This is a genomic window from Ralstonia sp. SA306 (genome assembly GCF_054792405.1).
In genome coordinates, this window is sequence record NZ_CP096451.1 from 3,004,867 (window position 1) to 3,027,387 (window position 22,521).

At 62.1% G+C, this 22,521-nt stretch carries 23 protein-coding genes and 1 pseudogene; 17 read left to right on the forward strand and 7 right to left on the reverse strand.

The window, feature by feature from the left end; translation table 11 throughout:
* Positions 1-86: 86 nt before the first annotated feature.
* Positions 87-1,202 (reverse strand): DNA polymerase III subunit beta, encoded by a 1,116-nt coding sequence (gene dnaN / locus M1D44_RS14215; protein ID WP_024976991.1) that lies wholly within the window; start codon positions 1,200-1,202, stop codon positions 87-89.
* A 277-nt stretch (positions 1,203-1,479) separates the two neighbouring features.
* Positions 1,480-3,066, reverse strand: coding sequence for a chromosomal replication initiator protein DnaA (gene dnaA, locus M1D44_RS14220; RefSeq protein WP_024976992.1), 1,587 nt, complete (start codon positions 3,064-3,066; stop codon positions 1,480-1,482).
* Between the two features lie 629 nt (positions 3,067-3,695).
* Between dnaA and rpmH the strand changes: the two genes are divergently transcribed.
* The 4 genes from rpmH (at position 3,696) to yidC (ending at position 6,297) form a co-directional block, all read left to right on the forward strand.
* Positions 3,696-3,830, forward strand: coding sequence for a 50S ribosomal protein L34 (gene rpmH / locus M1D44_RS14225; RefSeq protein WP_003262958.1), 135 nt, complete (start codon positions 3,696-3,698; stop codon positions 3,828-3,830).
* Positions 3,831-3,892: 62 nt separating this feature from the next.
* Positions 3,893-4,315: a ribonuclease P protein component gene (gene rnpA / locus M1D44_RS14230; RefSeq protein ID WP_316852887.1), complete on the forward strand. Its 423-nt coding sequence runs from the start codon at positions 3,893-3,895 to the stop codon at positions 4,313-4,315.
* Positions 4,312-4,626, forward strand: a complete 315-nt coding sequence (gene yidD / locus M1D44_RS14235; RefSeq protein ID WP_045205094.1) for a membrane protein insertion efficiency factor YidD — start codon at positions 4,312-4,314, stop codon at positions 4,624-4,626. The genes rnpA and yidD overlap by 4 nt, the downstream gene beginning before the upstream one ends.
* Positions 4,627-4,632: 6 nt before the next feature.
* The gene (yidC, locus tag M1D44_RS14240; RefSeq protein ID WP_316683929.1) at positions 4,633-6,297 is read left to right on the forward strand and encodes a membrane protein insertase YidC; all 1,665 of its coding nucleotides are present in this window, start codon (positions 4,633-4,635) and stop codon (positions 6,295-6,297) included.
* Positions 6,298-6,371: 74 nt separating this feature from the next.
* On the opposite strand, the gene M1D44_RS14245 is transcribed toward yidC, so the two are convergent.
* A complete protein-coding gene (locus tag M1D44_RS14245) occupies positions 6,372-6,770 on the reverse strand; it encodes a VOC family protein (RefSeq protein ID WP_316852888.1) in 399 nt (132 codons plus the stop codon).
* A 59-nt stretch (positions 6,771-6,829) separates the two neighbouring features.
* On the opposite strand from M1D44_RS14245, the gene mnmE reads away from it, so the two are divergent.
* From mnmE to M1D44_RS14305, 12 genes and pseudogenes are all read left to right on the forward strand, one after another.
* Positions 6,830-8,275: a tRNA uridine-5-carboxymethylaminomethyl(34) synthesis GTPase MnmE gene (gene mnmE, locus M1D44_RS14250; protein ID WP_316852889.1), complete on the forward strand. Its 1,446-nt coding sequence runs from the start codon at positions 6,830-6,832 to the stop codon at positions 8,273-8,275.
* Between the two features lie 168 nt (positions 8,276-8,443).
* Positions 8,444-9,676: a tyrosine-type recombinase/integrase gene (locus M1D44_RS14255; RefSeq protein ID WP_316852890.1), complete on the forward strand. Its 1,233-nt coding sequence runs from the start codon at positions 8,444-8,446 to the stop codon at positions 9,674-9,676.
* Between the two features lie 100 nt (positions 9,677-9,776).
* On the forward strand, positions 9,777-10,052 hold the full coding sequence (locus M1D44_RS14260; RefSeq protein ID WP_316852891.1) for a hypothetical protein: 276 nt from the start codon (positions 9,777-9,779) through the stop codon (positions 10,050-10,052).
* Between the two features lie 112 nt (positions 10,053-10,164).
* The gene (locus M1D44_RS14265) at positions 10,165-10,452 is read left to right on the forward strand and encodes a hypothetical protein (protein ID WP_316852892.1); all 288 of its coding nucleotides are present in this window, start codon (positions 10,165-10,167) and stop codon (positions 10,450-10,452) included.
* Positions 10,449-10,916 carry a hypothetical protein gene (locus M1D44_RS14270; protein ID WP_316852893.1) on the forward strand — a complete coding sequence of 156 codons (468 nt, stop codon included), beginning with the start codon at positions 10,449-10,451 and terminating at the stop codon, positions 10,914-10,916. The genes M1D44_RS14265 and M1D44_RS14270 overlap by 4 nt, the downstream gene beginning before the upstream one ends.
* A gap of 611 nt (positions 10,917-11,527) precedes the next feature.
* The gene (locus tag M1D44_RS14275) at positions 11,528-12,007 is read left to right on the forward strand and encodes a hypothetical protein (protein WP_316852894.1); all 480 of its coding nucleotides are present in this window, start codon (positions 11,528-11,530) and stop codon (positions 12,005-12,007) included.
* 73 nt (positions 12,008-12,080) lie between these two features.
* Positions 12,081-12,323 carry a helix-turn-helix transcriptional regulator gene (locus M1D44_RS14280; protein ID WP_316852895.1) on the forward strand — a complete coding sequence of 81 codons (243 nt, stop codon included), beginning with the start codon at positions 12,081-12,083 and terminating at the stop codon, positions 12,321-12,323.
* A 9-nt stretch (positions 12,324-12,332) separates the two neighbouring features.
* Complete coding sequence (locus M1D44_RS14285; protein WP_316852896.1) at positions 12,333-12,632, forward strand: helix-turn-helix domain-containing protein; 300 nt, start codon at positions 12,333-12,335, stop codon at positions 12,630-12,632.
* A complete protein-coding gene (locus tag M1D44_RS14290; protein WP_316852897.1) occupies positions 12,629-12,814 on the forward strand; it encodes a hypothetical protein in 186 nt (61 codons plus the stop codon). The genes M1D44_RS14285 and M1D44_RS14290 overlap by 4 nt, the downstream gene beginning before the upstream one ends.
* A 109-nt stretch (positions 12,815-12,923) precedes the next feature.
* Positions 12,924-13,616, forward strand: coding sequence for a helix-turn-helix domain-containing protein (locus M1D44_RS14295; protein WP_316852898.1), 693 nt, complete (start codon positions 12,924-12,926; stop codon positions 13,614-13,616).
* Between the two features lie 147 nt (positions 13,617-13,763).
* A complete protein-coding gene (locus tag M1D44_RS14300; protein WP_316852899.1) occupies positions 13,764-15,422 on the forward strand; it encodes an AAA family ATPase in 1,659 nt (552 codons plus the stop codon).
* Positions 15,423-15,453: 31 nt separating this feature from the next.
* Positions 15,454-15,603 (forward strand): annotated as a pseudogene (locus tag M1D44_RS14305) (DUF5681 domain-containing protein); the annotation flags it as partial.
* Between the two features lie 35 nt (positions 15,604-15,638).
* Here the strand turns inward: M1D44_RS14305 and M1D44_RS14310 are convergent.
* Positions 15,639-15,890: a hypothetical protein gene (locus M1D44_RS14310; RefSeq protein WP_316852900.1), complete on the reverse strand. Its 252-nt coding sequence runs from the start codon at positions 15,888-15,890 to the stop codon at positions 15,639-15,641.
* A gap of 340 nt (positions 15,891-16,230) precedes the next feature.
* Complete coding sequence (gene rpsU, locus M1D44_RS14315) at positions 16,231-16,443, reverse strand: 30S ribosomal protein S21 (RefSeq protein WP_003262970.1); 213 nt, start codon at positions 16,441-16,443, stop codon at positions 16,231-16,233.
* 248 nt (positions 16,444-16,691) lie between these two features.
* On the opposite strand from rpsU, the gene M1D44_RS14320 reads away from it, so the two are divergent.
* Positions 16,692-17,783 carry a DNA topoisomerase IB gene (locus M1D44_RS14320; RefSeq protein ID WP_316852901.1) on the forward strand — a complete coding sequence of 364 codons (1,092 nt, stop codon included), beginning with the start codon at positions 16,692-16,694 and terminating at the stop codon, positions 17,781-17,783.
* A gap of 33 nt (positions 17,784-17,816) precedes the next feature.
* Here the strand turns inward: M1D44_RS14320 and M1D44_RS14325 are convergent, their stop codons facing one another.
* Both M1D44_RS14325 and M1D44_RS14330 read right to left on the reverse strand, forming a co-directional pair.
* Positions 17,817-19,361 carry an efflux transporter outer membrane subunit gene (locus M1D44_RS14325; protein WP_024977002.1) on the reverse strand — a complete coding sequence of 515 codons (1,545 nt, stop codon included), beginning with the start codon at positions 19,359-19,361 and terminating at the stop codon, positions 17,817-17,819.
* Between the two features lie 2 nt (positions 19,362-19,363).
* Positions 19,364-22,516 carry an efflux RND transporter permease subunit gene (locus M1D44_RS14330; RefSeq protein WP_024977003.1) on the reverse strand — a complete coding sequence of 1,051 codons (3,153 nt, stop codon included), beginning with the start codon at positions 22,514-22,516 and terminating at the stop codon, positions 19,364-19,366.
* Positions 22,517-22,521: the final 5 nt, after the last annotated feature.

Sequence of the window (22,521 nt, forward strand, 5' to 3'; positions counted from 1 at the left end):
GCGCACACAGCGGGGTTGCTTAAAAACGGCGAAGGGGCGGATCGTCACGATCCAGCCCCTCGTCTTGCTCTGGGTGCAGCGGTGCGTCAAATGCGCATCGGCATGACGACGTACTTGAAGGTGTCGTCGTCCGGCAGGGTGATGAGCGCGCTCGAGTTGGAGTCGCCCAGGCTCACCTGCACTTTTTCGGCCTTGAGGTTGGCCAGCACGTCCAGCAGGTAGGTGACGTTGAAACCGATATCCAGCGCGTCGCCCTGGTAGTCGATTTCGAGTTCTTCCTGCGCTTCTTCCTGGTCAGCGTTGGTGGAGCTGATCTTCAGGACGTTGGTGTCGAGCATGCAGCGCACGCCCTTGAACTTGTCGGTCGTCAGGATGGCCGTGCGTTGCAGCGCGCTCTGCAGGAACGTGCGGTCGATCGTGAAACTGTTGCGGTAACCCTTCGGGATCACGCGCTGGAAATCCGGGAACTTGCCTTCGACCAGCTTGGAGATCAGTTCGATATTGCCAAAGGTGAACTTGACCTGGTTCGACGCCAGTTGCACCGAGACGGGATCGTCCACGTCTTCCAGCAGGCGTTGCAGTTCGAGGATGGTCTTGCGCGGGATGATGACTTCGTGGCGGCCGCCGGCGCCTGCCGGTTGCTCGCCGGTTTCAACGCCGCAATAGGCCAGGCGGTGGCCATCGGTGGCGACTGCCATGACTTGCTTGCCATCGACCACCAGCAGCATGCCGTTGAGGTAGTAGCGGATATCTTGCTGGGCCATCGCGAAGTGCACCATCGCCAGCAGATGCTTGAGCGTCTTCTGCGGCACCGTGATGCGGGCACCGAAATCGGTTGCCTCTGCGACGGTCGGGAATTCTTCGGCGGCCAGCGTCTGCAGCGCAAAGCGGCTCTTGCCGGATTGCACGGTCATGCGCTTGTCGTTGAGCGTGAGGGCGACTTCGCCTTCAGGCATGGCACGCAGGATGTCGACCAGCTTGCGGGCGGCCACGGTGGTGGCCACATCGCCGGTGCCGGCGCCGCAATCGGCGTGCGTGGTGATCTGGATTTCGATGTCGGTGGACAGGAAGGAAACCCGTTCACCTTGCTTGGTGATGAGCAGATTGGCCAGGATGGGCAGCGTGTGTCGGCGTTCCACGATGCCGCTCACGATTTGCAGCGGACGCAGCAGGTTGTCTCGCGAGGTTTTGACCAATTGCATGAAGGCGATCCTTGGCTTGAGAGGTGACACCGCGCGCGCCCCAGCCTGGGCCCACGTGGGCCGGTGCCTGCAGGAGCATTCGCGATTAACCCAAAGTTGTTGTAAATCAAGGGGTTAATCACAAATTATACCGCAAATAAGGGGGCGCTGGATAGCGTCACGCGCGCGGCAAATATGTCTATTGTGCATGAAAAGACGCCCGCATTGGAGCGGGCGTCTATCGAGGCTTGATTCAGGGCGAATGGCGTTGCCATGCGCTCTGCTGACCATCGCGCGGTCAACCCTTGAGCGTTTGCTCCAGCACGTGCAACTCGTGATTGAGCTGGGCGTCCTTGGTGCGCTCGTCGGCGATCTTTCGCACGGCGTGCAGCACCGTGGTGTGGTCGCGTCCGCCGAATAATTCGCCAATCTCGGGCAGGCTCTTCTGCGTGAGTTCCTTGGCCAGATACATGGCGATCTGGCGCGGGCGCGCGATGTTGGCCGGCCGCTTCTTGGAGTACATATCCGCGACCTTGATGTTGTAAAAATCCGCGCAGGTCTTCTGGATGTTTTCCACCGAAATCTGGCGGTTCTGCACCGTCAGCAGGTCTTTGAGCGCCTCGCGCGTGACCTCGATCGTGATCTCTTTGCCGTGGAAGTTGGAGTACGCGAGGATCTTGCGCAGCGCGCCTTCCAGCTCACGCACGTTCGAGCGCAGGTGCTTGGCCACGAAGAAGGCCACCTCTTCCGGCACGGTCACGTTCTCGGCCTGCGCCTTCTTCATCAGAATCGCGACGCGCATCTCCAGCTCGGGCGGCTCGATCGCCACCGTCAGGCCGGAGTCGAAGCGCGAGATCAGGCGGTCATCGATGCCGGTGATCTCCTTCGGATACGTATCGCTGGTGATGATGACCTGCGCGCGGTTGGCGATCAGCGCCTCGAACGCGTAGAAGAACTCTTCCTGCGTGCGGTTCTTGCCCGAGAAGAACTGAATATCATCGATCAGCAGCAGATCGAGCGAGTGGTAGTAGCGCTTGAAGTCGTCAAACGCCTTGCGCTGGTATGCCTTCACCACATCGGACACGTACTGCTCTGCGTGGATGTAGCGGATGCGCGCGCGCGGGTTCTCCATCAGCATGAAATTGCCGATGGCGTGGATCAAGTGCGTCTTGCCCAAGCCCACGCCGCCGTAAAGGTACAGCGGGTTGTACGACTTGCCGGGGTTGTTGGCGACCTGAATGGCGGCAGCCCGCGCCAACTGGTTCGCCTTACCGGTGACGAAGTTGTCGAACGTCAGGATCTGGTTCAGCCGCGAGCGCTCGTGCACGGAATCATCCACCGGCGCCTGCGGCGGCGCGGCCAGGCTCGTGACCACGGCGGGCGCTTGCGGCATGCGGTACGACTGGGCACGGACTTCGGCGGCGTCCATCACGGGCACATCGATATCGGCAGCGGTATGGCTGGCCGTTGCGAGCGCGGTTTCGCGATACACGGCCTGCGCGGGGCGCAGATTGGCCGCATCATGCGCGGCACCGTTGCCGCCCGACATGGCCTGTCGCGGTTGAATCTGTTGCGCCCCCAGAGGCTGCATCGGCACCGGCGCGAGCGACGGCTGCAAGGCCGCCTGGCGCTGGCCGGCGGTGGGGTCGAGCACGAACTGCACGTCGACCGTCGCCTCCCAGTAGTCGCACGCAAGCGACTGGATGCGGCCAGAGAACTGGCTCTTGACCCAGTCGAGCTTGAAGCGGTTGGGCGCGGCAATCCGCAGCGTGCACGCCTGCTCGTCGAATGACAGCGGCGTCAGCGGCTTGATCCACGTCTTGAATTGTTGCGGCGTTAGCTCACTCTCAAGCTGAGCAGACGCCGCATGCCAGAAATCCTGCATCGTTATCGTTAGGTGTTTGACCGGCGCCACACGCGTCTGATGACGTCCCCGGGTGGGCCGGCCGCCGGGTCCCTGGCGCTGGCCAGAAACCGGGTGGCTTTCGTTATTGGAACGGGATTGTACCCCCTGCGGAAAGTTATCCACAAAGGATAAGTCTGTGGATAACCTGTGGACCTGCTGTGAGTAGCGGTGGACAACCGATTTTATTGACTCACCGCAAACCCAATCCCGACAAGGCTTTTCGCAGAGCGCCCCAAGCCGCACAAGGCGTTGGGGACAACTCGTCGACAGGTGGATTAGAGGGACCGGGCGCGCGTTATCCCCAATCAGTTAGGCTTGACAGATGCGGGAAATGCCGCTTAAATGTCGGGTTCTGCGATGCGCAGCAGGGGAGCGCACGCTTGTTCGCGTCAGATGCGGGGCGAGAAACACTTCGTCGCGACTGATCCGGCTTAGGCCCGATGCTCTCGGTGCCCGATGTTCCGGTGACACCCTAGACCTGAACAACACAGCGCACGGCGGTCTGCGTGGGCGATTTCTCTGACTGAATCGACACCAGGCCGCGGGGGCAGCCCTAGGCCCGGCGCGTGCGGCGATGTCCGCACCACCCATTAACAAGAGAGTGCATCATGAAGCGTACCTATCAACCTTCCGTTACCCGTCGCAAGCGCACCCACGGTTTCCGTGTCCGCATGAAGACCCGTGGTGGCCGTGCCGTGCTGAACGCACGCCGCGCCAAGGGCCGTAAGCGCCTGGCCATCTAAAGACGGCCGCGCCGAGGGTGGCGGCTCATGGCCGTTGCCCATGGCTTTGCGGCACGCTGGCGATGGGCCTGCACGCCTACCCCAAAGCCGCAAGGCTGACAAAAACGGATGAGTTTTCATCCGTTTTTGCTTTGCGGCCGGTCCGGCGTAGTCGTCACTTCGTGCTGTATGTGCGCGCCAACGGCAACGTCCAGGCGCGCTTGGGCGTGGTGATCGGCAAGAAATTCGCCAAGCGCGCCGTGGAGCGCAACCTCATCAAGCGTCAGTGCCGCGAGTTGTTCCGCCTACGTCAGCCTCTGCTGGGCGGGCGCGACGTGCTGATCCGTCTGCAGGCCAAGTTTCCGCGCCAGGACGTGCCCACCGTTGCCGCCTTCAAGCGCATCTGCCGCGAAGAGCTGATTCAGCTCTTTGAGGTTGCCACGAGACCGCTGCCGGCGCCCCCCGCCGCCACACCTCCCCAGCCCACTGCTGGGAGCACGCCATGACGCGCGCGCTGCTGTTTCTGCTGCGCATCTACAAAGTGGCGTTCAGCCCGTTTGTGGGCGCGCAATGCCGTTTCCTCCCGACCTGTTCTGACTACGCGCGCGACGCCGTGCTCACTCACGGGCCGGGTTACGGCAGTTATCTTGCGGCAAAACGTCTATGCCGTTGCCATCCGTTCGCACAAGGCGGGTATGATCCTGTGCCGCCCGCCGCTGGCGACGCTGTGCCCCGCTCCAACGATCCCGCATCGACCGACGCGACCGCAGCTGACTCCCAGCCTGCGCGGCCGTCGATTCACCTTCCCAGACCGTAATCCGACATGGATATCAAACGCACCATTCTCTGGGTGATCTTCTCGCTGGCGGTTGTCCTGCTGTTCGACAACTGGCAACGCGCGAATGGCCACCAGTCGATGTTCTTCCCGACGCCGCAAACGGCCACGTCGACGGCCGCCGCGCCGGGCAGCACGCCCGCAGGTGACGTGCCGAACAGCGCCTCCACGACGGTAGCCACCGGGTCGCAAGCCGCCCCGGCCACGGGCGCCGCTTCGCAGGCACCGGCCTCGGAAAAGATCGTCATCTCGACCGACCTGCTGCGCGCCACCATCGACACCGATGGCGCCATCGTCACCAAGCTGGAACTGCTCAACCAGAAAGACCACGACGGCAACCCGATGGTGCTGTTCGACCGCAGCGTCGAGCGTACCTATCTGGCGCGCTCGGGCCTCATCGGCGGCGACTTCCCGAACCACACGACGGTGTTCACGGCATCGGCCGGCCCGCGTGACCTGGGCACCGGCAACGACGTGTCGATCACGCTGACGGCCGACAAGGGCGGCGCCAAGCTGGCCAAGACCTACGTCTTCAAGCGCGGCAGCTACGTGATCGACACGCGTTTCGACGTGACCAACGACGGCACCGCGCCGATCAACCCGACGCTGTACCTGGAACTGGCCCGCGACGGCGGCGCTGTGGAGCAATCGCGCTTCTACAGCACGTTCACCGGCCCGGCCGTGTACACCGACGGCGACAAGTTCCACAAGATCACCTTCGCCGACATCGACAAGGGCAAGGCGCACGTGCCGGCCCCGACCGACAGCGGCTGGGTGGCGATGGTGCAGCATTACTTTGCGTCGGCGTGGATCCCTGCGGACAACGTCAAGCGCGAGTACTACGTCAACCGCGTCGACACCAACTTCTACCGCATCGGACTCCAGGAGCCGCTGGGCACAGTCGCGCCGGGCTCCAGCGTGTCGGCCACGGCACGCTTGTTTGCCGGCCCACAGCAAGCACGCATGCTCGAGGCCATCACCCCTGGCCTGGATCTGGTGAAGGACTATGGCTGGCTGACCATTGTGGCCAAGCCGCTGTTCTGGCTGCTTGAGAAGATCCACGCGCTGCTGGGCAACTGGGGCTGGTCGATCGTCGCGCTCACGGTGCTCATCAAGCTCGTGTTCTTCCCGCTGTCGGCCACGAGCTATCGCTCGATGGCGAAGATGAAAGACCTGCAGCCGCGCATGACGGCCATCCGCGAGCGCCACAAGGGCGATCCGCAGAAGATGAACCAGGAGATGATGACGCTGTATCGCACCGAGAAGGTCAATCCGCTCGGCGGCTGCCTGCCGATCGTGATCCAGATTCCGGTGTTCATGGCGTTGTACTGGGCGCTGCTGTCGTCGGTTGAAATGCGCGGTGCGCCTTGGATCGGCTGGGTGCACGATCTGTCCACGCCTGATCCGTTCTACATTCTGCCGGTGCTGATGGCCGTGTCGATGTTCGTGCAGACCAGGCTGAACCCGACCCCACCGGACCCGGTGCAGGCCAAGGTCATGATGTTCATGCCGATCGCGTTCTCGGTGATGTTCTTCTTCTTCCCGGCCGGCCTGGTGCTGTACTGGGTGGTGAACAACTGCCTGTCGATCGCGCAGCAATGGTCGATCAACCGCATGCTGGGTACCAACAAGAAGGCGGCACCCGCCAAGTAAGGCGAATGCGCTTCGGCAAAAAGGGCACCTCCGGGTGCCCTTTTTTTACGCCTGCCTGAAACGCTTCAAGCTTTTCAAACGGGAGCGTGGCAGACGGCCTCGATGTTGTGGCCATCCGGGTCGCGCACGAAAGCACCGTAGTAGTTCGGGTGATAGTGCGCGCGCACGCCGGGTGCGCCATTGTCGGTGCCGCCTGCGGCCGTTGCCGCAGCGTAGAACGCCTCCACCTCGGCACGCGTGTCGACGCGGAAGGCCACGTGCAGCGGCGGCTTGTTCGGTCCCTGCCCAGCCATCGCCGCTGAAATCCAGAACTCCGCCTTGCCGGGTGGGCCAAAACCGGCCACATCGGTGTGGCCGGTGACGGCCGCTGGAAACTCCAGCACCTTGGTCAAGCCAATGGCGCTGAGCGCCTGTTCGTAGAACCGCTTGCTGGCTTCGAAGTCGCTGACGACGACGCCGGTGTGATCGATCATCCGAATCTCCTGGGTTGGAAACTGGCGCGCAACTGCGCGGCTGCCGCACAATACCGCCCATGACCGCTGCTGACCATCCCACCGCCTTGCCGAACGCTTCCGCCGCACCGCGCGCCCCCATCCTCACGATCCCCATCGCGGCGATTGCCACCGCCCCCGGGCGGGGCGGCATTGGCGTGGTGCGCGTATCGGGGCCCGACGTGCGGGCCGTCATGCAAGCCGTGTGCGGACGCCTGCTGACGCCGCGCCAGGCAACTTACCTCCCCTTCCTCGACGCCGACGGTAACGCCATCGACCGCGGCATCGCGCTGTGGTTTCCCGCGCCGCATTCGTACACGGGCGAAGACGTGCTGGAGCTGCAGGGCCACGGCGGCCCCGTCGTGATGCAGCTGCTGCTGCAGCGTTGCCTGGCCGCCGGTCGCGAGATCGGCCTGCGCGTGGCGGAGCCCGGCGAGTTCACGCGCCGCGCCTTTCTCAACGACAAGATGGATCTGGCGCAGGCTGAGGCCGTCGCCGACCTGATCGAGGCCAGCACCGAAGCTGCCGCACGTTCGGCGGCGCGGTCGCTCGATGGTGCGTTCTCGCAGGCGGTGCATGCGCTGGTCGAGCGCGTGATCCATCTGCGCATGCTGGTGGAAGCAACGCTGGATTTTCCTGAGGAGGAAATCGACTTCCTGGAAGCCTCCGACGCGCGCGGTCAGCTCGCTGGCATTCGCGCGGCCGTGGATGGCGTGCTGGCGCAGGCGCGCCAGGGTGCGCTGCTGCGTGAAGGCCTGCACGTGGTGCTGGCGGGGCAGCCGAACGTGGGCAAGTCGTCGCTACTCAATGCGCTGGCCGGCGCGGAGCTGGCCATCGTCACGCCCATTGCCGGCACCACGCGCGACAAGGTGCAGCAGACCATCCAGATCGAAGGCATCCCGCTGAACATCGTCGACACGGCGGGCCTGCGCGATACGGAAGACGAAGTCGAGCGCATCGGTATCGAGCGCACCTGGGCTGCCATCGCCCGCGCTGATGTCGTCCTGCATCTGCTGGACGCAGCGGACTATCGCGCCGACGGCCTCTCGCCCGAAGATGCCACCATCGACGCTCGCATCGCCGAGCACGTGCCCGCCGGCGTGCCAACCCTGCGCGTCGTCAACAAGATCGACCTCTCGGGCGTGGCCGTACCGGGCCGCGTGGATTCAGAGACGCCCGAGGTGTGGCTCTCGGCGCGCGATGGCCTGGGCGTTGAATTGCTGCGCGCGGCGTTACTGGAGATTGCCGGCTGGCAGGGCGGCGGCGAGGGGCTTTACCTCGCACGGGAGCGCCATCTCGCCGCGCTCCGCACGGCCCGCGAACATCTGGCCACGGCCGCAGAGCACGCAGATCAGCAAGCGCAATCGCTGGACCTGTTTGCCGAAGAACTGCGGCTTGCGCAGGAGGCGTTGAACAGCATTACGGGGGCGTTTTCGAGTGATGACTTGCTGGGGGTGATTTTTAGTCGGTTTTGTATTGGAAAATAACTGGCTGCCCATGGATGCCCAAGGTTGCCAAGAGCACCCTAGCAAACCATTGTTTTACAAGGAATTATTGGCTCACGTTGCCCAATGATTCCCATTGACACCCAGCGATCTATAGTACACAGTTAAGTACACAAGCCCTGCTTGGTTATTTTCTGTGTACTAAAGAAGATGCCCCGGACAGTCACCCCCCTCACCGACACGCGCATCAAGGCCCTCAAGCCGAAGACCGCCCGTTACCAGGTCGCGGATGGCGGCGGCTTGGTGCTGGAGATCATGGTGTCGGGGTCGAAGGTCTGGCGGTACCGCTACTCGCTGCACGGCAAGCAGCAGCCCCTTGTGACGATCGGTGACTATCCGGCCGTCAGCCTCACCGCAGCGCGTGAGCGAGCCCGCAGGTATTCCGAGATCGTTGCTGCAGGCGCTTCCCCCATTGCCCAATCCAAGAAGGATCGCGGCGCCGATACCGCACCGACCACCGTCCGCGAGTTCTCGGCACAGTGGTTTGAGGCGACGATTGCCGACAAGTCAGAGGAATACCGCCGAGGTGTGCGACGCGCCCTGGACAAGGACATCCTTCCGGTCATCGGCTCGAAGCCGCTCACGGAAGTCACGCCAGGCGAGGTGCTGGAGGTCTGCGACAAGATCAAGGCTCGCGGTGCGCCCAAGATGGCCCTCTTCACGCGCAACGTACTCAAGCGCATGTATGAGTACGCTGTTGCGCGCCACGTCGCCACGACAAACCCTGCTCAAGCTCTTGTCGCCCGCTTCATCGCCACGCAAGAGAGCCGCACCCGCGTTCTGACCCCGGACGAGATCGGCAACGTTCTGCGGAGCATCTACGCCTCTGACATTCGACGCCTGCATAAGCTGGCGCTGCACCTGCTCATCCTGACGATGGTGCGCAAGTCGGAACTGATCGAGGCCCGCAAATCAGAATTCGATCTGGATGCCGCGATCTGGCGCATCCCAGCCGAGCGCATGAAGAAGGACAAAGAGCACTGGGTGTACCTGCCAGCCCAGGCTGTCGCCATGCTGCGTGAGATCTTCTCCCTCACCGAAGGCAGCGCGTTTCTGTTCCCGACCAGTCGCGGTGGCAAGGACGTTCCGATTGCCAAGAGCACGCTCAACACTGCTGTGCGCGCGCTCGATATGGAGGTTCAGCACTTCGTGCTGCATGACTTCCGCCGGACCGCGTCCACGCACCTTCACGAAATGGGCCAGTCGTCAGACGCCATCGAGAAGGCGCTTGCTCACAACATCAAGGGAATCAAAGGCGTCTACAACCGCGCCGAGTACGCAGAGGAGCGGCGTCGCATCCTGCAGCTTTGGGCTGATTTTGTAGACGCGCAGATCTCGGAAGAAAAGAAGGTGGTGATTGGCCGCTTCGGCAACGCTGCCTAGGGTTTGCATGACCGCGCCTGACGGAATCAGGCAAGCAGCAGGAACGATGTTGGCGCATCGAACCTGCCTGACCACAACCAAGCTAATAAGGAGCTTGATCATGGCTGACATCCATTCTAGCGAACGCGTGATCATCGACGGCTTTGAGCCGGTGTCGGTAAACGACATCGAGTGCACGGCAAATATCACGGAGGAACAAGCCAATGCAATGGGCGCCATCTTCCGTGCCATTGGGCGCATGACAGACGACAAGGACATCAAGGCACTCTGTGAGCATGGCGCACTTCAGGCTGACTTGCAGGCAAACGACCTTGACTCTATCCGAGAGCATGCGTCGAAGGCTGGGCTCCGCGCTAGCGATGTTCGATACGCCTAAAGCGCGTCGCGCAGCTGCATGACAGTTGAGCAGTAGGCAGTCAGCGGCAGTCAAGGAGCGGCAACTCCAAGACCGCCTGACCACAACACGACCTAAATAGGAGGTTCGTATCATGGCTGAAGCAGATTTTACCGCCCCACCCGAGGCAACGCCGCGCCGCAGCGCCGCCGTCAAGGCCGCTCAGAACTTAGGAATGAGTGAATTCGATTGGTACAACAACGTCAGCTCTGATCTTGGCAAGCTTGTTGCCCTACTTGACGTTGTTTGCGGGGAGAACTTTGAGGACTTGGGACGAGAGAGCCAAGCCTGGCTGTATCAGCTCGCACATGACGCCGCGAACAAGACCCAAAGGACTTTTCACGGAACGCATCGCGAAACGTCAGACCTGGAGTCATCATGAGGCTCGAACAGTACGAAACGCGAGACCGATCCTATGGTGCATGGCACCGAGCGCCCTCCATCGGTCGTTACCTAAAGGGCGCGCAGGCAGAATCGCTGACCATGGCGGACTTGGATTCGGTACTGTTCACCGAGTACGACAACGGCAGCAAATTGCCCTTAGCACTGGTGGAGGTTGCTCGCGACATCGGGCAAGACAAGCCCGCTGGCGTGCTCCGTAAGCTGGCGGAGATGGCAGATGTTCCCGCCTTCGTTGCCCTCTACACGCCGTCTGCGCACGCCAATCCCACAAACCCAAACTGGTGTGACATCGAGGCCTTTCGGGTGCAGCGACTATGGCCTCGACCTGAGAGCCGTTGGCGGATGCTTACCCCTGCGCAATGGGCTCGGGCGCTCGTGCAAATCCGTAGTTGGCAGCTGCGCCGTTTCGCAAATCGAGAGGCGGCCAACGACGAACGCTTTTAGGGTTGGTGTGCTTGTCTAGTCAGAAGAAAGGAGGGGAAATGAAAACTGCATCGACTTTGTTATTGGCTAGCGCAGTTGCAACGAGTCTACTTACTTCGGCCTGCGCAACTGTCCATGAAACTTACACGTCTGATGGCCGCAAGGCTTATGCGCTGAACTGTAGCGGAACGGCACGTGGATGGGACAAGTGCTTTTCTGCGGCTGGCGATCTCTGCAAAGAGCAGGGCTATGACATAGTGGACCGAACTGGCGAGGACGCCGCAGCGATTGGGGGAGGCCCTTCTGGCTTTCTGGGCGCTCGCACCACTGAGCGAACAATGGTGGTCGCGTGCAAGCGGTAGAGGTGGTTGGTGGACTTCTCGCTATCGCGTTCGGAGCCATAGCCTGGCTCTGGGAACAGGCAACCAAGCATTGGGTGGAGCTTTTTCTGTCATGGGCGCTCTTCGAGATATATGGACTAAGAACGACAGTCGCCTCGCTGGGGAAGCGAGTTGATTGGTTGCAGCGTCAGGCAGAAACCAATGATATGAACATCGATCGAGTATTTGATCGACTGGACACCTATCGCGATGGAAGGGCATCCGCAACTGGTGCCACGATGAAGGATCACGATGCCGATCGACCACGATAGCGAAGAATCCGAACACATCGCGGAAGCCATCTCCCTCGCGACACAAGGCTCAAAGGATGACGCTTTGTATGTCATAAGGGAGTGCGCTGAATGTCTATACACCGGAGCCAAGCTAGATCAACCACTCGCGTTCTATCTGGCTGAGTGTCTATCGAAGATAGTGAACGGAGATGATCCGAAAAGGGCTCTCAACTTGTCCAGTGGACGCAGAGGAAGGCCTAGCTATCCAGATACAGGACATATCGAGGAAGGCGTCGCAATTCAGGCTGCCATATTGCTAGCGGAACGCACAAAGGGCGTAAAAAAGACCGCTGCCTTGGATATCCTAGGGAACTCCAGTAGAAACACATGGAGATCTCTGGAGGGGAGGGACTTCTCGGCAATGGCCTTATTTGACGACCAGACGTTGATCGCGATAGCCGGTCACCATTGGAGATACCTACTGTCAAAAATTGGGTAATTAACGGCAGTGAATTGGATTGTTCCGCGGACCATCCTTAACGCATGCAAACGACGCCTAGGAGCGACAAAGCATGCGTGCAGTCACCGAAATCCACAAAGTCCCGGAAACCCTTCCCTCGGTTGGGTTCTCCCGCTGGAGTCAGCTCCAGTATTTCATCCCCGTAAGCCGCGAGACATGGCGGAAGCTGGTTAAGGACGGGCGGGCACCTCAGCCCCAACGCTGGACCGAGCGCTGCACCGTCTACAGCAATGCGGAGGTACATCGCTGGATGCAGAATCCGGCCGCCTACCAAGCGCAAGCAATCGCTGCGTAAGGGGGCGCCATGTCGGAAAAAACAAAAGCCGCTCCCAACGAGGAAGCGGCTAAATCTCAAAAGCAAACTCAGTCTAGTCCAAATTCCACCGCCGCGCAGCGGGATCGCATTCTTACGGCTCTCCGAAAGGGGCCGCTGACTACGCTCCAAGCTCGCAGCGAATTGGACACGCTGCATCCGGCCGCCCGCGTTCAGGAGCTGCGGGCAGAGGGGCACCTCATCACTACCGTGTGGACCTGGGACTTCGGCGCGTCCGGATTCCCTCATCGCGTCGCCCGGTATGTGCTGACGCCGGAGGTGAGCGTATGACCGCCGTACTCACTCGCCCAGCTACAGCGCCCATGGCGTCCCGCCATCTTCGCCGAATTCCGCACGGCGGTATCGCCTTGTACGAGACGCTGAAGGCGGCATGGCTCTCTGCCAATCCCGATGCATCTCCTGCCGACTATGAGGCAGCCATGGTGCGCTTTGCGCGTTTGGCGGGGGTGTGACCATGCGTACGCTCATCAAGCGCCTAGTCATCTTCGCCTGGAATCACAGCTGGATCAGGACGCGGACGGTGGTTTGGGCTTTCCGTCTCTTCAACCTGCGGGAGGCGTAATGTCGCTACGTGCCATGACCCAGGTGTGGGATCGCTTTCCGCGAGGCGGCTCGCACATGCTCGTTGCTCTCGCTTTGGCTGATTGGTGCGATGACGACGGCCGCTCCCTATACCCATCAATCAAGAAGGTAGCCGCCAAATGCCGCCTGTCTGCGGTTCAGGCGAGGCGCATCGTGCACGACCTCATTGAGGACGGCTATCTGGAAGTTATCGGCAACGCCGCAGGCGGAGCCCCTGGTTGCAGCCGCCGGTATCTGTTCAGGATCGACCGCTTGACGGATATCGCCAGTGATACCCCTATCGCTGGTGATAGGACTCCCATGCAAGATCGAGACGACTCTCATGGGCGATCGGAGACCCCTATCACTGGCGAGAGCCAAACCGTCATTGAACCGTCAATAACCGTCAAGAGAACGCACACGTCGAAAAATCGTGCGAAATCTGCGAACGGAAAAATTCCATTGCCGGAAGGTTTCGCCATCTCGGCAGGCGTGCGGAAGTGGGCGATTGAAAACGGGCACAAGAACCTGGAGGCCCACCTTGAGTATTTCCTTGACACCATCCGCGCGAAGGGCAGCCGTTACGTCGATTGGGATGCGGCGTTCAAGACGGCCGTGCGCGCTGACTGGGCCGGCCTGAGCCGCAGGCAGCAGGGTCGCCACGGCGGAACTGAAGCCAACTTTGCAAACTGAGGAGACGGCATGAACTGGAACGAAGTTTCGAACCGTCTCGCCCAGGAAGCCGAAGCTGTTGCGGGGATGCTGCTGCCCAACGGCAAGCGTCAAGGCCCCGAATGGGTTGCTGGCAGCGTTGAGGGCGAAGCTGGTGAATCGCTCAAGGTGCGCATCACCGGCAACAAGGCGGGGGTTTGGAAGGACTTCGCCACCGGCGATGCGGGCGACCTCGTAGACCTGTGGGCAGCCGCAAAGCGAATAACGCTCAAGGAAGCGTTTTTTGAAGCACACCGCTACCTCGGTATACCCGACCCGTCTTTCGTGGCTCCTAGCCGGGTCTATTCGCGTCCTAGCCGCCCTGCAGTGGTGAGCCCTGCTGGTCGAGTGCTCAAGTATCTGACCGAAGAGCGGAAGTTGTCCCTGGAGACGATCCGCGCGTTCAAGGTTGCCGCGAGCAAGGAGGACGATGCGATTGTCTTTCCGTACCTGCGGGATGCCGATCTGATCAACCTAAAGCATCTCGCACTCGAGCGCGACAGCAAGGGCAAGAAGCGCACTTGGCAATCGGCGGGTGCTGAGCCGTGCCTGTTCGGGTGGGATCTGGTTCCCGACAGCGCCAAGGCCGTGTTGATCGTAGAGGGCGAACTGGATGCCATGAGCCTCTACGAGTACGGCATCGCGGCTCTGTCAGTCAATCAGGGCGCCGGGAACCACCAATGGATCGACAGCGATTTTGATCGCCTGGAGCGCTTCCCGGAGATCTTCCTCTGGTTCGACAACGACGATGTCGGGCAGAAGGGCGCGCGCGAAGTGGCGCAACGATTGGGCCTGGATCGCTGCCGGATCGTCAAATTCCGCCTGAAGGATGCCAACGAGGCATTGCAACAAGGCGTGACGGCAGAAGAAATCGGCGAAGCGCTGGATGCTGCGGAGCGTATTGAGCCGACCGACCTCCGTACGCCTGCCGCGTATCTAGATGACGTGCTGGCGATGTTCCGGGATGGTCCCGTCAACACCGTTGGCGCGGCGCTTCCGTGGCCGGCATGGTCCGACAAGGTGCGACTGCGCCCGGCAGAACTGTCCGTTTGGACCGGCATCAACGGTCACGGCAAGAGCGACCTGTTGGGCCAGGTATGCGTGGACCTGGTTCGACAAGGCGAGCGGGTTTGCATCTTCTCCGGCGAGATGAAGCCTGCCACGGTGCTACGCCATTTGACCATTCAGGCTTGCGCTACCTCAACGCCGACCGAGAGGTTTGTGCGTGCCGCAAATGACTGGATGTGCGGCGCTCTCTGGCTCTACGCACATGTCGGCACGATCAGCCAAGACAGCCTGATGGAGGCGTTCCGCTACGCAGCCAAGCGCTACCGCGTCACCCATTTCGTTGTGGATTCGCTCCTGAAGTGCGGCATCGCAGAAGACGACTACAAGGCGCAGAAGGCGTTTCTGGATCGCTTGTGCGACTTCAAGAACGAGTTCAACGCACACGTCCACCTGGTGGCCCACGCCCGCAAGGGTGAAAGCGAGGACAAGGCACCCGGCAAGTTGGATGTTCGTGGTGCTGGCGCCATCACTGACCTGGCCGACAACGTCTTCACGGTCTGGCGTAACAAGCGCAAGGAGCTTGCCGGGGAAGAGGCGGACGGCGATGTGGAAGACGCCCGTCTGTACTGCCACAAGCAGCGCGCAACCGGCTACGAGGGTGCGTTACGGCTTTGGTTTGACACCGGCAGCCTGCAGTTCAGCCAACGGGCGAATTGGCACGCGCGACCAGCTTTCGACTTTTCGGCCATCGCAACCCAACCGCCTGCGATCCACGCGTAACAGCTGATTTTTTCAGAGGAATAGCAACGCAATGGCATTTCAGAAAGGGCAAAGCGGTAATCCGGCAGGCAAACCCAAGGGCGCCAAGGACAAACGCACGGCGCTGCGGGAGTTGCTGCAGCCGCACGCCGAGCAGCTCGTGCAGAAGGCAGTGAAGCTGGCACTGGACGGCGACACCACAGCGCTATCTGCGCAGTTGATTGGTAAGCAAACCCTTCAATCTTTACCCCAACGCCAGCGCGGCGGCTCGCCTTTCCACCAGCAAACCAGCACCAGCAACGCCGTCATACCCAACACGTACAACGCAAAGCTCGACTGTGTGCGCCCTGGGGGAAGCCCGACGATGCCCGCCACCAGCAGTACGGCATAGATGGCGAGCACCACCCAGCCCTGCCAACGCGAAGGCAAGCCCCATCCCCAACCGTAGCGCTTGGCGGGGAACCAGTACCCGTTGGAATTGGTAGGCATCGTTGTCTGAGAGAGCGCATGCAAAGGACACACGCCACTGCACTCCCACGCAGAATCGGCGCAACAAACGCCAACAGCCAGCCGGTCGATACCGCTGGCGGATGTCGTTTGCAACAGAGAAGGGCGCGCGCTGAGCGCACCGAAGCGGCGGACAATGGCACACAGGCCATCAACCGCATCTTGCTAGCTTCTGTATCGGGGAGTGGAGCGTTGGTTGAATCCGGAAAGGCTTCCGGTGCGCGCAAGGCGCTACAGACCAAGCTCGGCGGAACGGAGGTCGATTGACTTCACACCGCCAGCGGCAGCACCCGATTGGTGCTACCGAAACAATCGCACGATCTTAGTAGAGCTTCTTCGGCAGCATTTGCGAACGCAGGCGTTTACGCGTACGCGACACGGCAGCAGCCTTCTTGCGCTTGCGCTCGGTCGTCGGCTTTTCGTAAGCGGTGCGGGCGCGCAGTTCCTTGATCAGGCCAGTGCGCTCGATTTCACGGCGGAAGCGGCGCAGCGCAACTTCGACCGGCTCGTTTTCTTTCAGACGGATGGTGGTCATCGGGTCCCTTGCTCAATATTCGGGTGGACGGCGAAACAGCAGATTATATACCGCCCAGAGGGCGTGCAGTGTAGTTGAATCTGTTTACCGATGCAAGGCACTTCCGATTGTGGCGGAAAGGCCATTTCCTGCCGCAATTTTGTGCAGATGCGTGGCCTTGATGCTACGCCATGAGCGGCCAGCCTGCCGAAGGAGCGAGGAAGAGGAACGCCGCTTGCTCAGGGCGAGCATCTCTCCTGACTTCTATCGTGGAACGCGCTCCCAAGTCTGCGCCTGCGTTAGTTGCCACAAGCGCGCCGCCCTCTGCCGAAGCGCTGCCCGAACGGCTGCGCTATGTGGACGACACGCGCCCGGGCTACACCCGGCGCCGCCTGCGCGGCCGCTTTGTCTATTTCGATACGCGCGGCGAGCGCATCCGCGACCCAGCGGTCATTGCGCGCATCAACAAACTGGCGATTCCGCCTGCTTATACCAACGTATGGATCTGCCCACATGCGGACGGCCATTTGCAGGCAACAGGGCGCGACGCGCGTGGGCGAAAACAATATCGCTATCACACCGACTGGCGCGCCTTTCGCGATGCCGACAAATACGGGCGGCTGCTGGCCTTCGGGGCAGCGCTGCCGCGGGTGCGTAAAGCGATCACCGCCCACCTGGCGGCGCCAGGCCTGTCGCGCGAGAAGATGCTGGCGACGGTGGTCTTTCTACTGGACGTGACGCTGGTGCGCGTGGGTAACGTAGCGTATGCGCGCGACAACCGCTCCTATGGGCTCACAACGCTGCGCAATCGCCACGTGGAGGTGCACGGCAACACGGTGCGTTTTCAGTTTCGCGGCAAGAGCGGCGTGGAGCATGATGTGTCGGTATCGGACCCGCGCCTGGCGCGCATCATTCGACGCTGTGTCGATCTGCCGGGGCAGGAGTTGTTCCAGTACATCGACGAAGCGGGCGACCGCCGCGTAATCGATTCCGCAGATGTGAATACATACTTACAAGAGATTACCGGCACGGATTTCACGGCGAAGGACTATCGCACCTGGGCCGGCAGCGTGCTCGCGCTGGATCTGTTGCGCGGACGCACGTCGGCGAACGCTACCGAGGCGCGCCGGCAGGTGGTGCAAGCCGTTGCTGCCGTGGCCCAACGCCTGGGAAACACGCCGGCCGTCTGCCGCAAGTGCTATGTGCATCCGGCCGTAGTGGACGCGTTCCTGGCGGGCGAGCTGGAAGCGCAGCCCCCGACCCGCGCACGCAAGGGCCTGCGACGCGAAGAAGTGGCCCTGCTTCGCTTTCTTGAATCCACTGCCAGCGCAAAGGGCACAGGCGAAAAAAAGCCCGCCTGAACAAGGCGGGCTTTCGAGCGAACAGACGCGAATTTACTTCGATTGCTGCGGCGTCATGTCTGGCGTGGCGGGCGCAACGCCCGGCGCAGCCGTCGGCTGAGCCTGCTGTGCGGCCACGGTGGTGCTGTGTTCCTGCAGACCGCCGCCCAGCGCCGTGTAAAGATCAATGGCGTTGGTCAGGCGAGCCAGGCGCGTCTGCACCAGCGTCTGGTCGGCGCTGAACAGATCGCGCTGCGCGTCGAGCACATCGAGGAAGCTCGACACGCCGTTGCGATAGCGCTGGTCAGACAGCGTCAGGCGATCGGCCGTGGCATCGCGGAAGCGCTTCTGCGCTGCCACCTGCTCTTCCAGCGTGCCGCGCGCCACGAGGGCGTCGGACACCTCGCGGAAGGCGGTCTGGATCGTCTTCTCGTAGTTGGCAACCGCGATCTTCTGGTTGGTCTTGGTCAAGTCCAGGTTGAAGATGTTGGTGCCCCAGTTGAAGATCGGCAGCGTCAGGTTCGGCACGAACGACCACAGCCCCGTTCCGCTCTTGAAGAGATCATGCAGCGCGCCGCTTGCCGTCCCCACGTTGGACGTCAGCCCGATGCTCGGGAAAAACGCCGCACGCGCCACGCCAATGTTGGCGTTGGCGGCAATCAGCTTCTGCTCCGCCTGACGAATGTCCGGGCGTTGCTCCAGCAGTTCCGAGGGCACACCCGGCGGAATGTCGGCGACGATCTTTTCCGACGACACCGTGGTCGGCGTGGGCAGGTCGGCCGGCAAGGGAGCGCCGACCAGCACCACCAGGGCGTTGGTCGCCTGGGCGTACTGGCGCGTGAGCTGAGCCACCGACACGCGCGCCGACTCCACCAGCGTCTCGGTCTGGCGCAGGTCCAGCGCCGACGAAGCACCCACATCAAACCGCTGCTTGGCGAGCTTGTAGTAGTCTTCGCGGCCCTTCAGGGTTTGCTGTGCCAGATCCAGCTGCTCGGCATAGGCGCGCTCATTCAGATAAGCCTTGGCCACCTGCGAGATCAGGCTGATCTGCGCGGCACGCCGGCCTTCATCCGTCGCCAGATAGCTCGCACGCGCAGACGACGTCACATCGCCCACGCTGAACAGGTTCACCTGGTAGTTGCTGATGCCCACGCCAAGCTGGTACTGCTTGGTGTAGATGTCGCCGCCGGTCGTCGAGATCGACGGCGGCGTATGGCTGCGCGTGTACGTGGCAGACGCATTGACCGGCGGCAGCAGGTCGGCGATCTGCAGGCGGTACTGCGCACGCGCCGCCTCGACGTTGAGCATGGCCACGCGCAGGTCGCGGTTGTTCTCAAGCGCAAGGCCAATCAGCTTTTGCAAGCGCGCATCGGGGAAGAACTCACGCCAGCCCAGGTCGGTCGCGCGCGGGGCGTTCTCACCGGGCTTGGCTGAGTCTGCCGGCACGGCGTAGCCGGCCGGTGCCTGCGGATAGGTGCTCGTTACCGGAGCATCCGGGCGCTCATACGTCGGCGCCAGCGAGCAGCCGGACAGCACGCCGGCCGCCAGCAGGAGCGCCGGCAGCAGCGCAGGGGTTCGAAAGGTCATCGTTTTCTGCATGTTCAGATTTCCTCGTCCAGCGGACGGTGCGCGGCATCCAGGCGGCGTTGACGCTCGCTGCCCTTGAAGATGCGGCGGACCACCACGAAGAACACGGGCACCAGCACCACGGCCAGCACCGTCGCGGTGATCATCCCGCCCATCACGCCGGTACCGATGGCGCGTTGGCTGGCAGAGCTGGCGCCCGTGGCAATCGCCAGCGGCAGCACGCCCAGGATGAAGGCGAACGACGTCATGATGATCGGGCGGAACCGCAGGTGCACGGCTTCCAGCGTCGCGTCGATCAGGCTCTTGCCTTGCGCCTGCAAGTCCTTCGCAAACTCGATGATCAGAATCGCGTTCTTGGCGGACAGACCCACCACCGCAATCAGGCCGACCTTGAAGTACACGTCATCGGGCATCGCGCGCAGCGTCACGCCCAGCAGCGCGCCGAGCACGCCCAGCGGCACCACCAGAATCACAGCAGCCGGGATCGACCAGCTTTCGTACAGCGCCGCCAGCACCAGGAACACGGCCAGCAGCGACAGCGCATACAGCGCCGGCGCCTGCGAGCCCGAGGCCTTTTCCTGCAGCGACTGGCCCGTCCACTCATAGCCGATGCCAGCCGGCAGCTTGGAGGCCAGACGTTCCATCTCGGCCATGGCGTCACCCGAGCTGGCACCCGGCGCAGCCGCACCCGAAAGGCGAACTGCCGGGTAGCCGTTGTAGCGCACGAGCTGCACCGGGCCGACGATCCAATGGCCCTTGGCGAACGTCGACATCGGCACCATGTTGCCCTGCCCGTTGCGCACGTACAGGTTCATGATGTCTTCGGGCTGCATGCGGTTGATCTTGTCCGCTTGCACGATCACACGCTGCTGACGACCGTAGTTCGGGAAGTCGTTGGCGTACGCCGAACCCAGCGCCGTCGACAGCACGGCGTTGATGTCGGTGAACGACACACCCAGCGCATTGGCCTTCTCGCGGTCGATGTCCACCTGATACTGCGGCGAATCTTCCAGACCTTCCGGGCGCATGCCCGTAATGACCTTGCTCTTCGCCGCCATCCCCATCAGTTGGTTACGGGCTGCGATCAGCGCGTCATGCCCCAGGCCAGCACGATCCTGCAGACGGAAGGTAAAGCCGGTGGCGTTGCCCAACTCCGGAATCGGCGGCGGGTTCAGCGGAAACACGATTGCATCGCGAATGCCACCGAACAGCGCACCAAAGGCACGGCCAACCACAGCATCGGCGGTTTGATCCTTGCCCTTACGCTCGCTCCAGTCCTTGAACGGGGTGAACACGATACCGGCGTTCGGCCCGTTGCCCGAGAAGCTGAAACCCTGCACGGCCACGATGTTCTCGACCGCCTTTTCATGCTTGTAGTAGTTCTCGACCTGCTTGATCACTTCCAGCGTGCGGTTGGCCGATGCACCCGGCGGCAACTGGATGTTGGTCACGATGTAGCCCTGGTCTTCGGTCGGCAGGAACGAAGACGGCAGGCGCAGGAACAGGAACACCACCGCAACGATCAGCGCAACGTAGATGACCATGTAGCGGAAGGTCTTCTTGAGCATGCGCTCCACGAAGCTTTGGTAGCGGTTCGTGGTGGTGCTGAACATGCGGTTGAACCAACCGAAGAAGCCCTTCTTCTCGTGGTGCGAACCCTTCTCGATCGGCTTGAGCAGCGTGGAACACAGTGCCGGCGTGAGCGTCAGCGCCATGAGTGCCGAGAAGAAAATCGACGACACCATCGACAGTGAGAACTGGCGATAGATCGCGCCCACCGAGCCCGAGAAGAACGCCATCGGGATGAACACGGCCATCAGCACCAGCGTAATACCGATGATGGCGCCCGTGATCTGGCCCATGGCCTTGCGGGTGGCTTCGCGCGGGGGCAGGCCTTCTTCTGCCATGATCCGCTCGACGTTTTCAACCACCACGATCGCATCGTCAACGAGAATACCGATCGCCAGCACGAGGCCGAACATCGTCAGCACGTTGATCGAGAAGCCCATCGCGTTCATGGTGGCGAACGCGCCCAAGAGCGAGATCGGCACCACGATCGACGGCACCAGTGTGTAGCGGATGTTCTGCAGGAACAGCAGCATCACCAGGAACACCAGCGCCATGGCCTCGAACAGCGTCTTGACCACTTCTTCGATCGAGATCTGGACGAACTTGGAGGTGTCGTATGGCACCTTGTATTCCACGCCGGCCGGGAAGTACTTCGAGAGCTCTTCCAGCTTGGCCTTCACGGCCTTGGCGGTGCCCAGGGCGTTACCCGTGGGCGAGAGCTGCACACCAATGGCCGAGATCGGCTGGCCGTTGATCCGCGCCGACGTCGAATAGGACTGGCCGCCCAATTCCAGGCGTGCAACGTCCTTCACGCGCACCAGCGAGCCGTCCGGCTTGGCCACCAGCACGATGTTGCCGAACTGCTCGGTAGTCGTAAGCTGGCCTTCCACCACGACCGTCGCCGCGAGCGGCTGGTCGGAGACAGAGGGCAGATCGCCGATCGTACCGGCCGAGACCAGCGAGTTTTGTGCACGAATGGCGTTGTAGACGTCCGTCGGTGTCAGCTTGTAGCCGACCAGCTTGGCCGGATCGATCCAGACGCGCATGGCGCGCTCCGTACCGAACAGAACCGCCTGACCCACGCCCGGCACGCGCTTGATTTCGTTCAGCACGTTGCGCGAGATGTAGTCGCCCAGCGCCACCGGATCCATCTTGCCGTCGGTCGATGCCAGCGTGGCGAACAGCAGGAAGTTCGCGCGGGCCTTGTCGACCTGCACGCCCTGCTGCGTCACCGCAGACGGCAACCGCGCTTCCACGCGCTTCAAGCGGTTCTGCACGTCCACCTGCGCCAGCGCCGGATCGGTACCGGCCTTGAACGTCACGGTAATCTGCGCCTGGCCGTTACCGCCCTGGCTGACCGACTCCATATAGAGCAGGCCGTCCGCACCGTTCATTTCCTGCTCGATGATGCTGGTGACGGATTCGTCCAGCGTCTTCGCGTTTGCGCCCGGATACGTTGCCGTGATGATGACGGACGGCGGCGCGATGGTCGGGTACTGCGAGATCGGCAGCTGGGTGATCGAGATCGCCCCAGCAAGGATGATGAACAGCGCGAGCACCCAGGCGAAGACCGGGCGATCGATAAAAAACTTTGCCATGCGAT

What these genes read in the sequence shown, in the direction of transcription:
- M1D44_RS14330 (WP_024977003.1), bottom strand. Translation starts at nt 22,516, where the DNA reads ATGGCAAAGTTTTTTATCGATCGCCCGGTCTTCGCCTGGGTGCTCGCG.
- M1D44_RS14290 (WP_316852897.1), top strand. Translation starts at nt 12,629, where the DNA reads ATGACCGCCGTACTCACTCGCCCAGCTACAGCGCCCATGGCGTCCCGC.
- rpsU (WP_003262970.1), bottom strand. Translation starts at nt 16,443, where the DNA reads ATGACCACCATCCGTCTGAAAGAAAACGAGCCGGTCGAAGTTGCGCTG.
- M1D44_RS14325 (WP_024977002.1), bottom strand. Translation starts at nt 19,361, where the DNA reads ATGCAGAAAACGATGACCTTTCGAACCCCTGCGCTGCTGCCGGCGCTC.
- M1D44_RS14285 (WP_316852896.1), top strand. Translation starts at nt 12,333, where the DNA reads ATGTCGGAAAAAACAAAAGCCGCTCCCAACGAGGAAGCGGCTAAATCT.
- mnmE (WP_316852889.1), top strand. Translation starts at nt 6,830, where the DNA reads ATGACCGCTGCTGACCATCCCACCGCCTTGCCGAACGCTTCCGCCGCA.
- dnaN (WP_024976991.1), bottom strand. Translation starts at nt 1,202, where the DNA reads ATGCAATTGGTCAAAACCTCGCGAGACAACCTGCTGCGTCCGCTGCAA.
- M1D44_RS14245 (WP_316852888.1), bottom strand. Translation starts at nt 6,770, where the DNA reads ATGATCGATCACACCGGCGTCGTCGTCAGCGACTTCGAAGCCAGCAAG.
- yidC (WP_316683929.1), top strand. Translation starts at nt 4,633, where the DNA reads ATGGATATCAAACGCACCATTCTCTGGGTGATCTTCTCGCTGGCGGTT.
- rnpA (WP_316852887.1), top strand. Translation starts at nt 3,893, where the DNA reads ATGGGCCTGCACGCCTACCCCAAAGCCGCAAGGCTGACAAAAACGGAT.
- M1D44_RS14260 (WP_316852891.1), top strand. Translation starts at nt 9,777, where the DNA reads ATGGCTGACATCCATTCTAGCGAACGCGTGATCATCGACGGCTTTGAG.
- rpmH (WP_003262958.1), top strand. Translation starts at nt 3,696, where the DNA reads ATGAAGCGTACCTATCAACCTTCCGTTACCCGTCGCAAGCGCACCCAC.
- M1D44_RS14310 (WP_316852900.1), bottom strand. Translation starts at nt 15,890, where the DNA reads ATGCCTACCAATTCCAACGGGTACTGGTTCCCCGCCAAGCGCTACGGT.
- M1D44_RS14255 (WP_316852890.1), top strand. Translation starts at nt 8,444, where the DNA reads ATGCCCCGGACAGTCACCCCCCTCACCGACACGCGCATCAAGGCCCTC.
- dnaA (WP_024976992.1), bottom strand. Translation starts at nt 3,066, where the DNA reads ATGCAGGATTTCTGGCATGCGGCGTCTGCTCAGCTTGAGAGTGAGCTA.
- M1D44_RS14265 (WP_316852892.1), top strand. Translation starts at nt 10,165, where the DNA reads ATGGCTGAAGCAGATTTTACCGCCCCACCCGAGGCAACGCCGCGCCGC.
- M1D44_RS14295 (WP_316852898.1), top strand. Translation starts at nt 12,924, where the DNA reads ATGTCGCTACGTGCCATGACCCAGGTGTGGGATCGCTTTCCGCGAGGC.
- M1D44_RS14280 (WP_316852895.1), top strand. Translation starts at nt 12,081, where the DNA reads ATGCGTGCAGTCACCGAAATCCACAAAGTCCCGGAAACCCTTCCCTCG.
- yidD (WP_045205094.1), top strand. Translation starts at nt 4,312, where the DNA reads ATGACGCGCGCGCTGCTGTTTCTGCTGCGCATCTACAAAGTGGCGTTC.
- M1D44_RS14275 (WP_316852894.1), top strand. Translation starts at nt 11,528, where the DNA reads ATGCCGATCGACCACGATAGCGAAGAATCCGAACACATCGCGGAAGCC.
- M1D44_RS14270 (WP_316852893.1), top strand. Translation starts at nt 10,449, where the DNA reads ATGAGGCTCGAACAGTACGAAACGCGAGACCGATCCTATGGTGCATGG.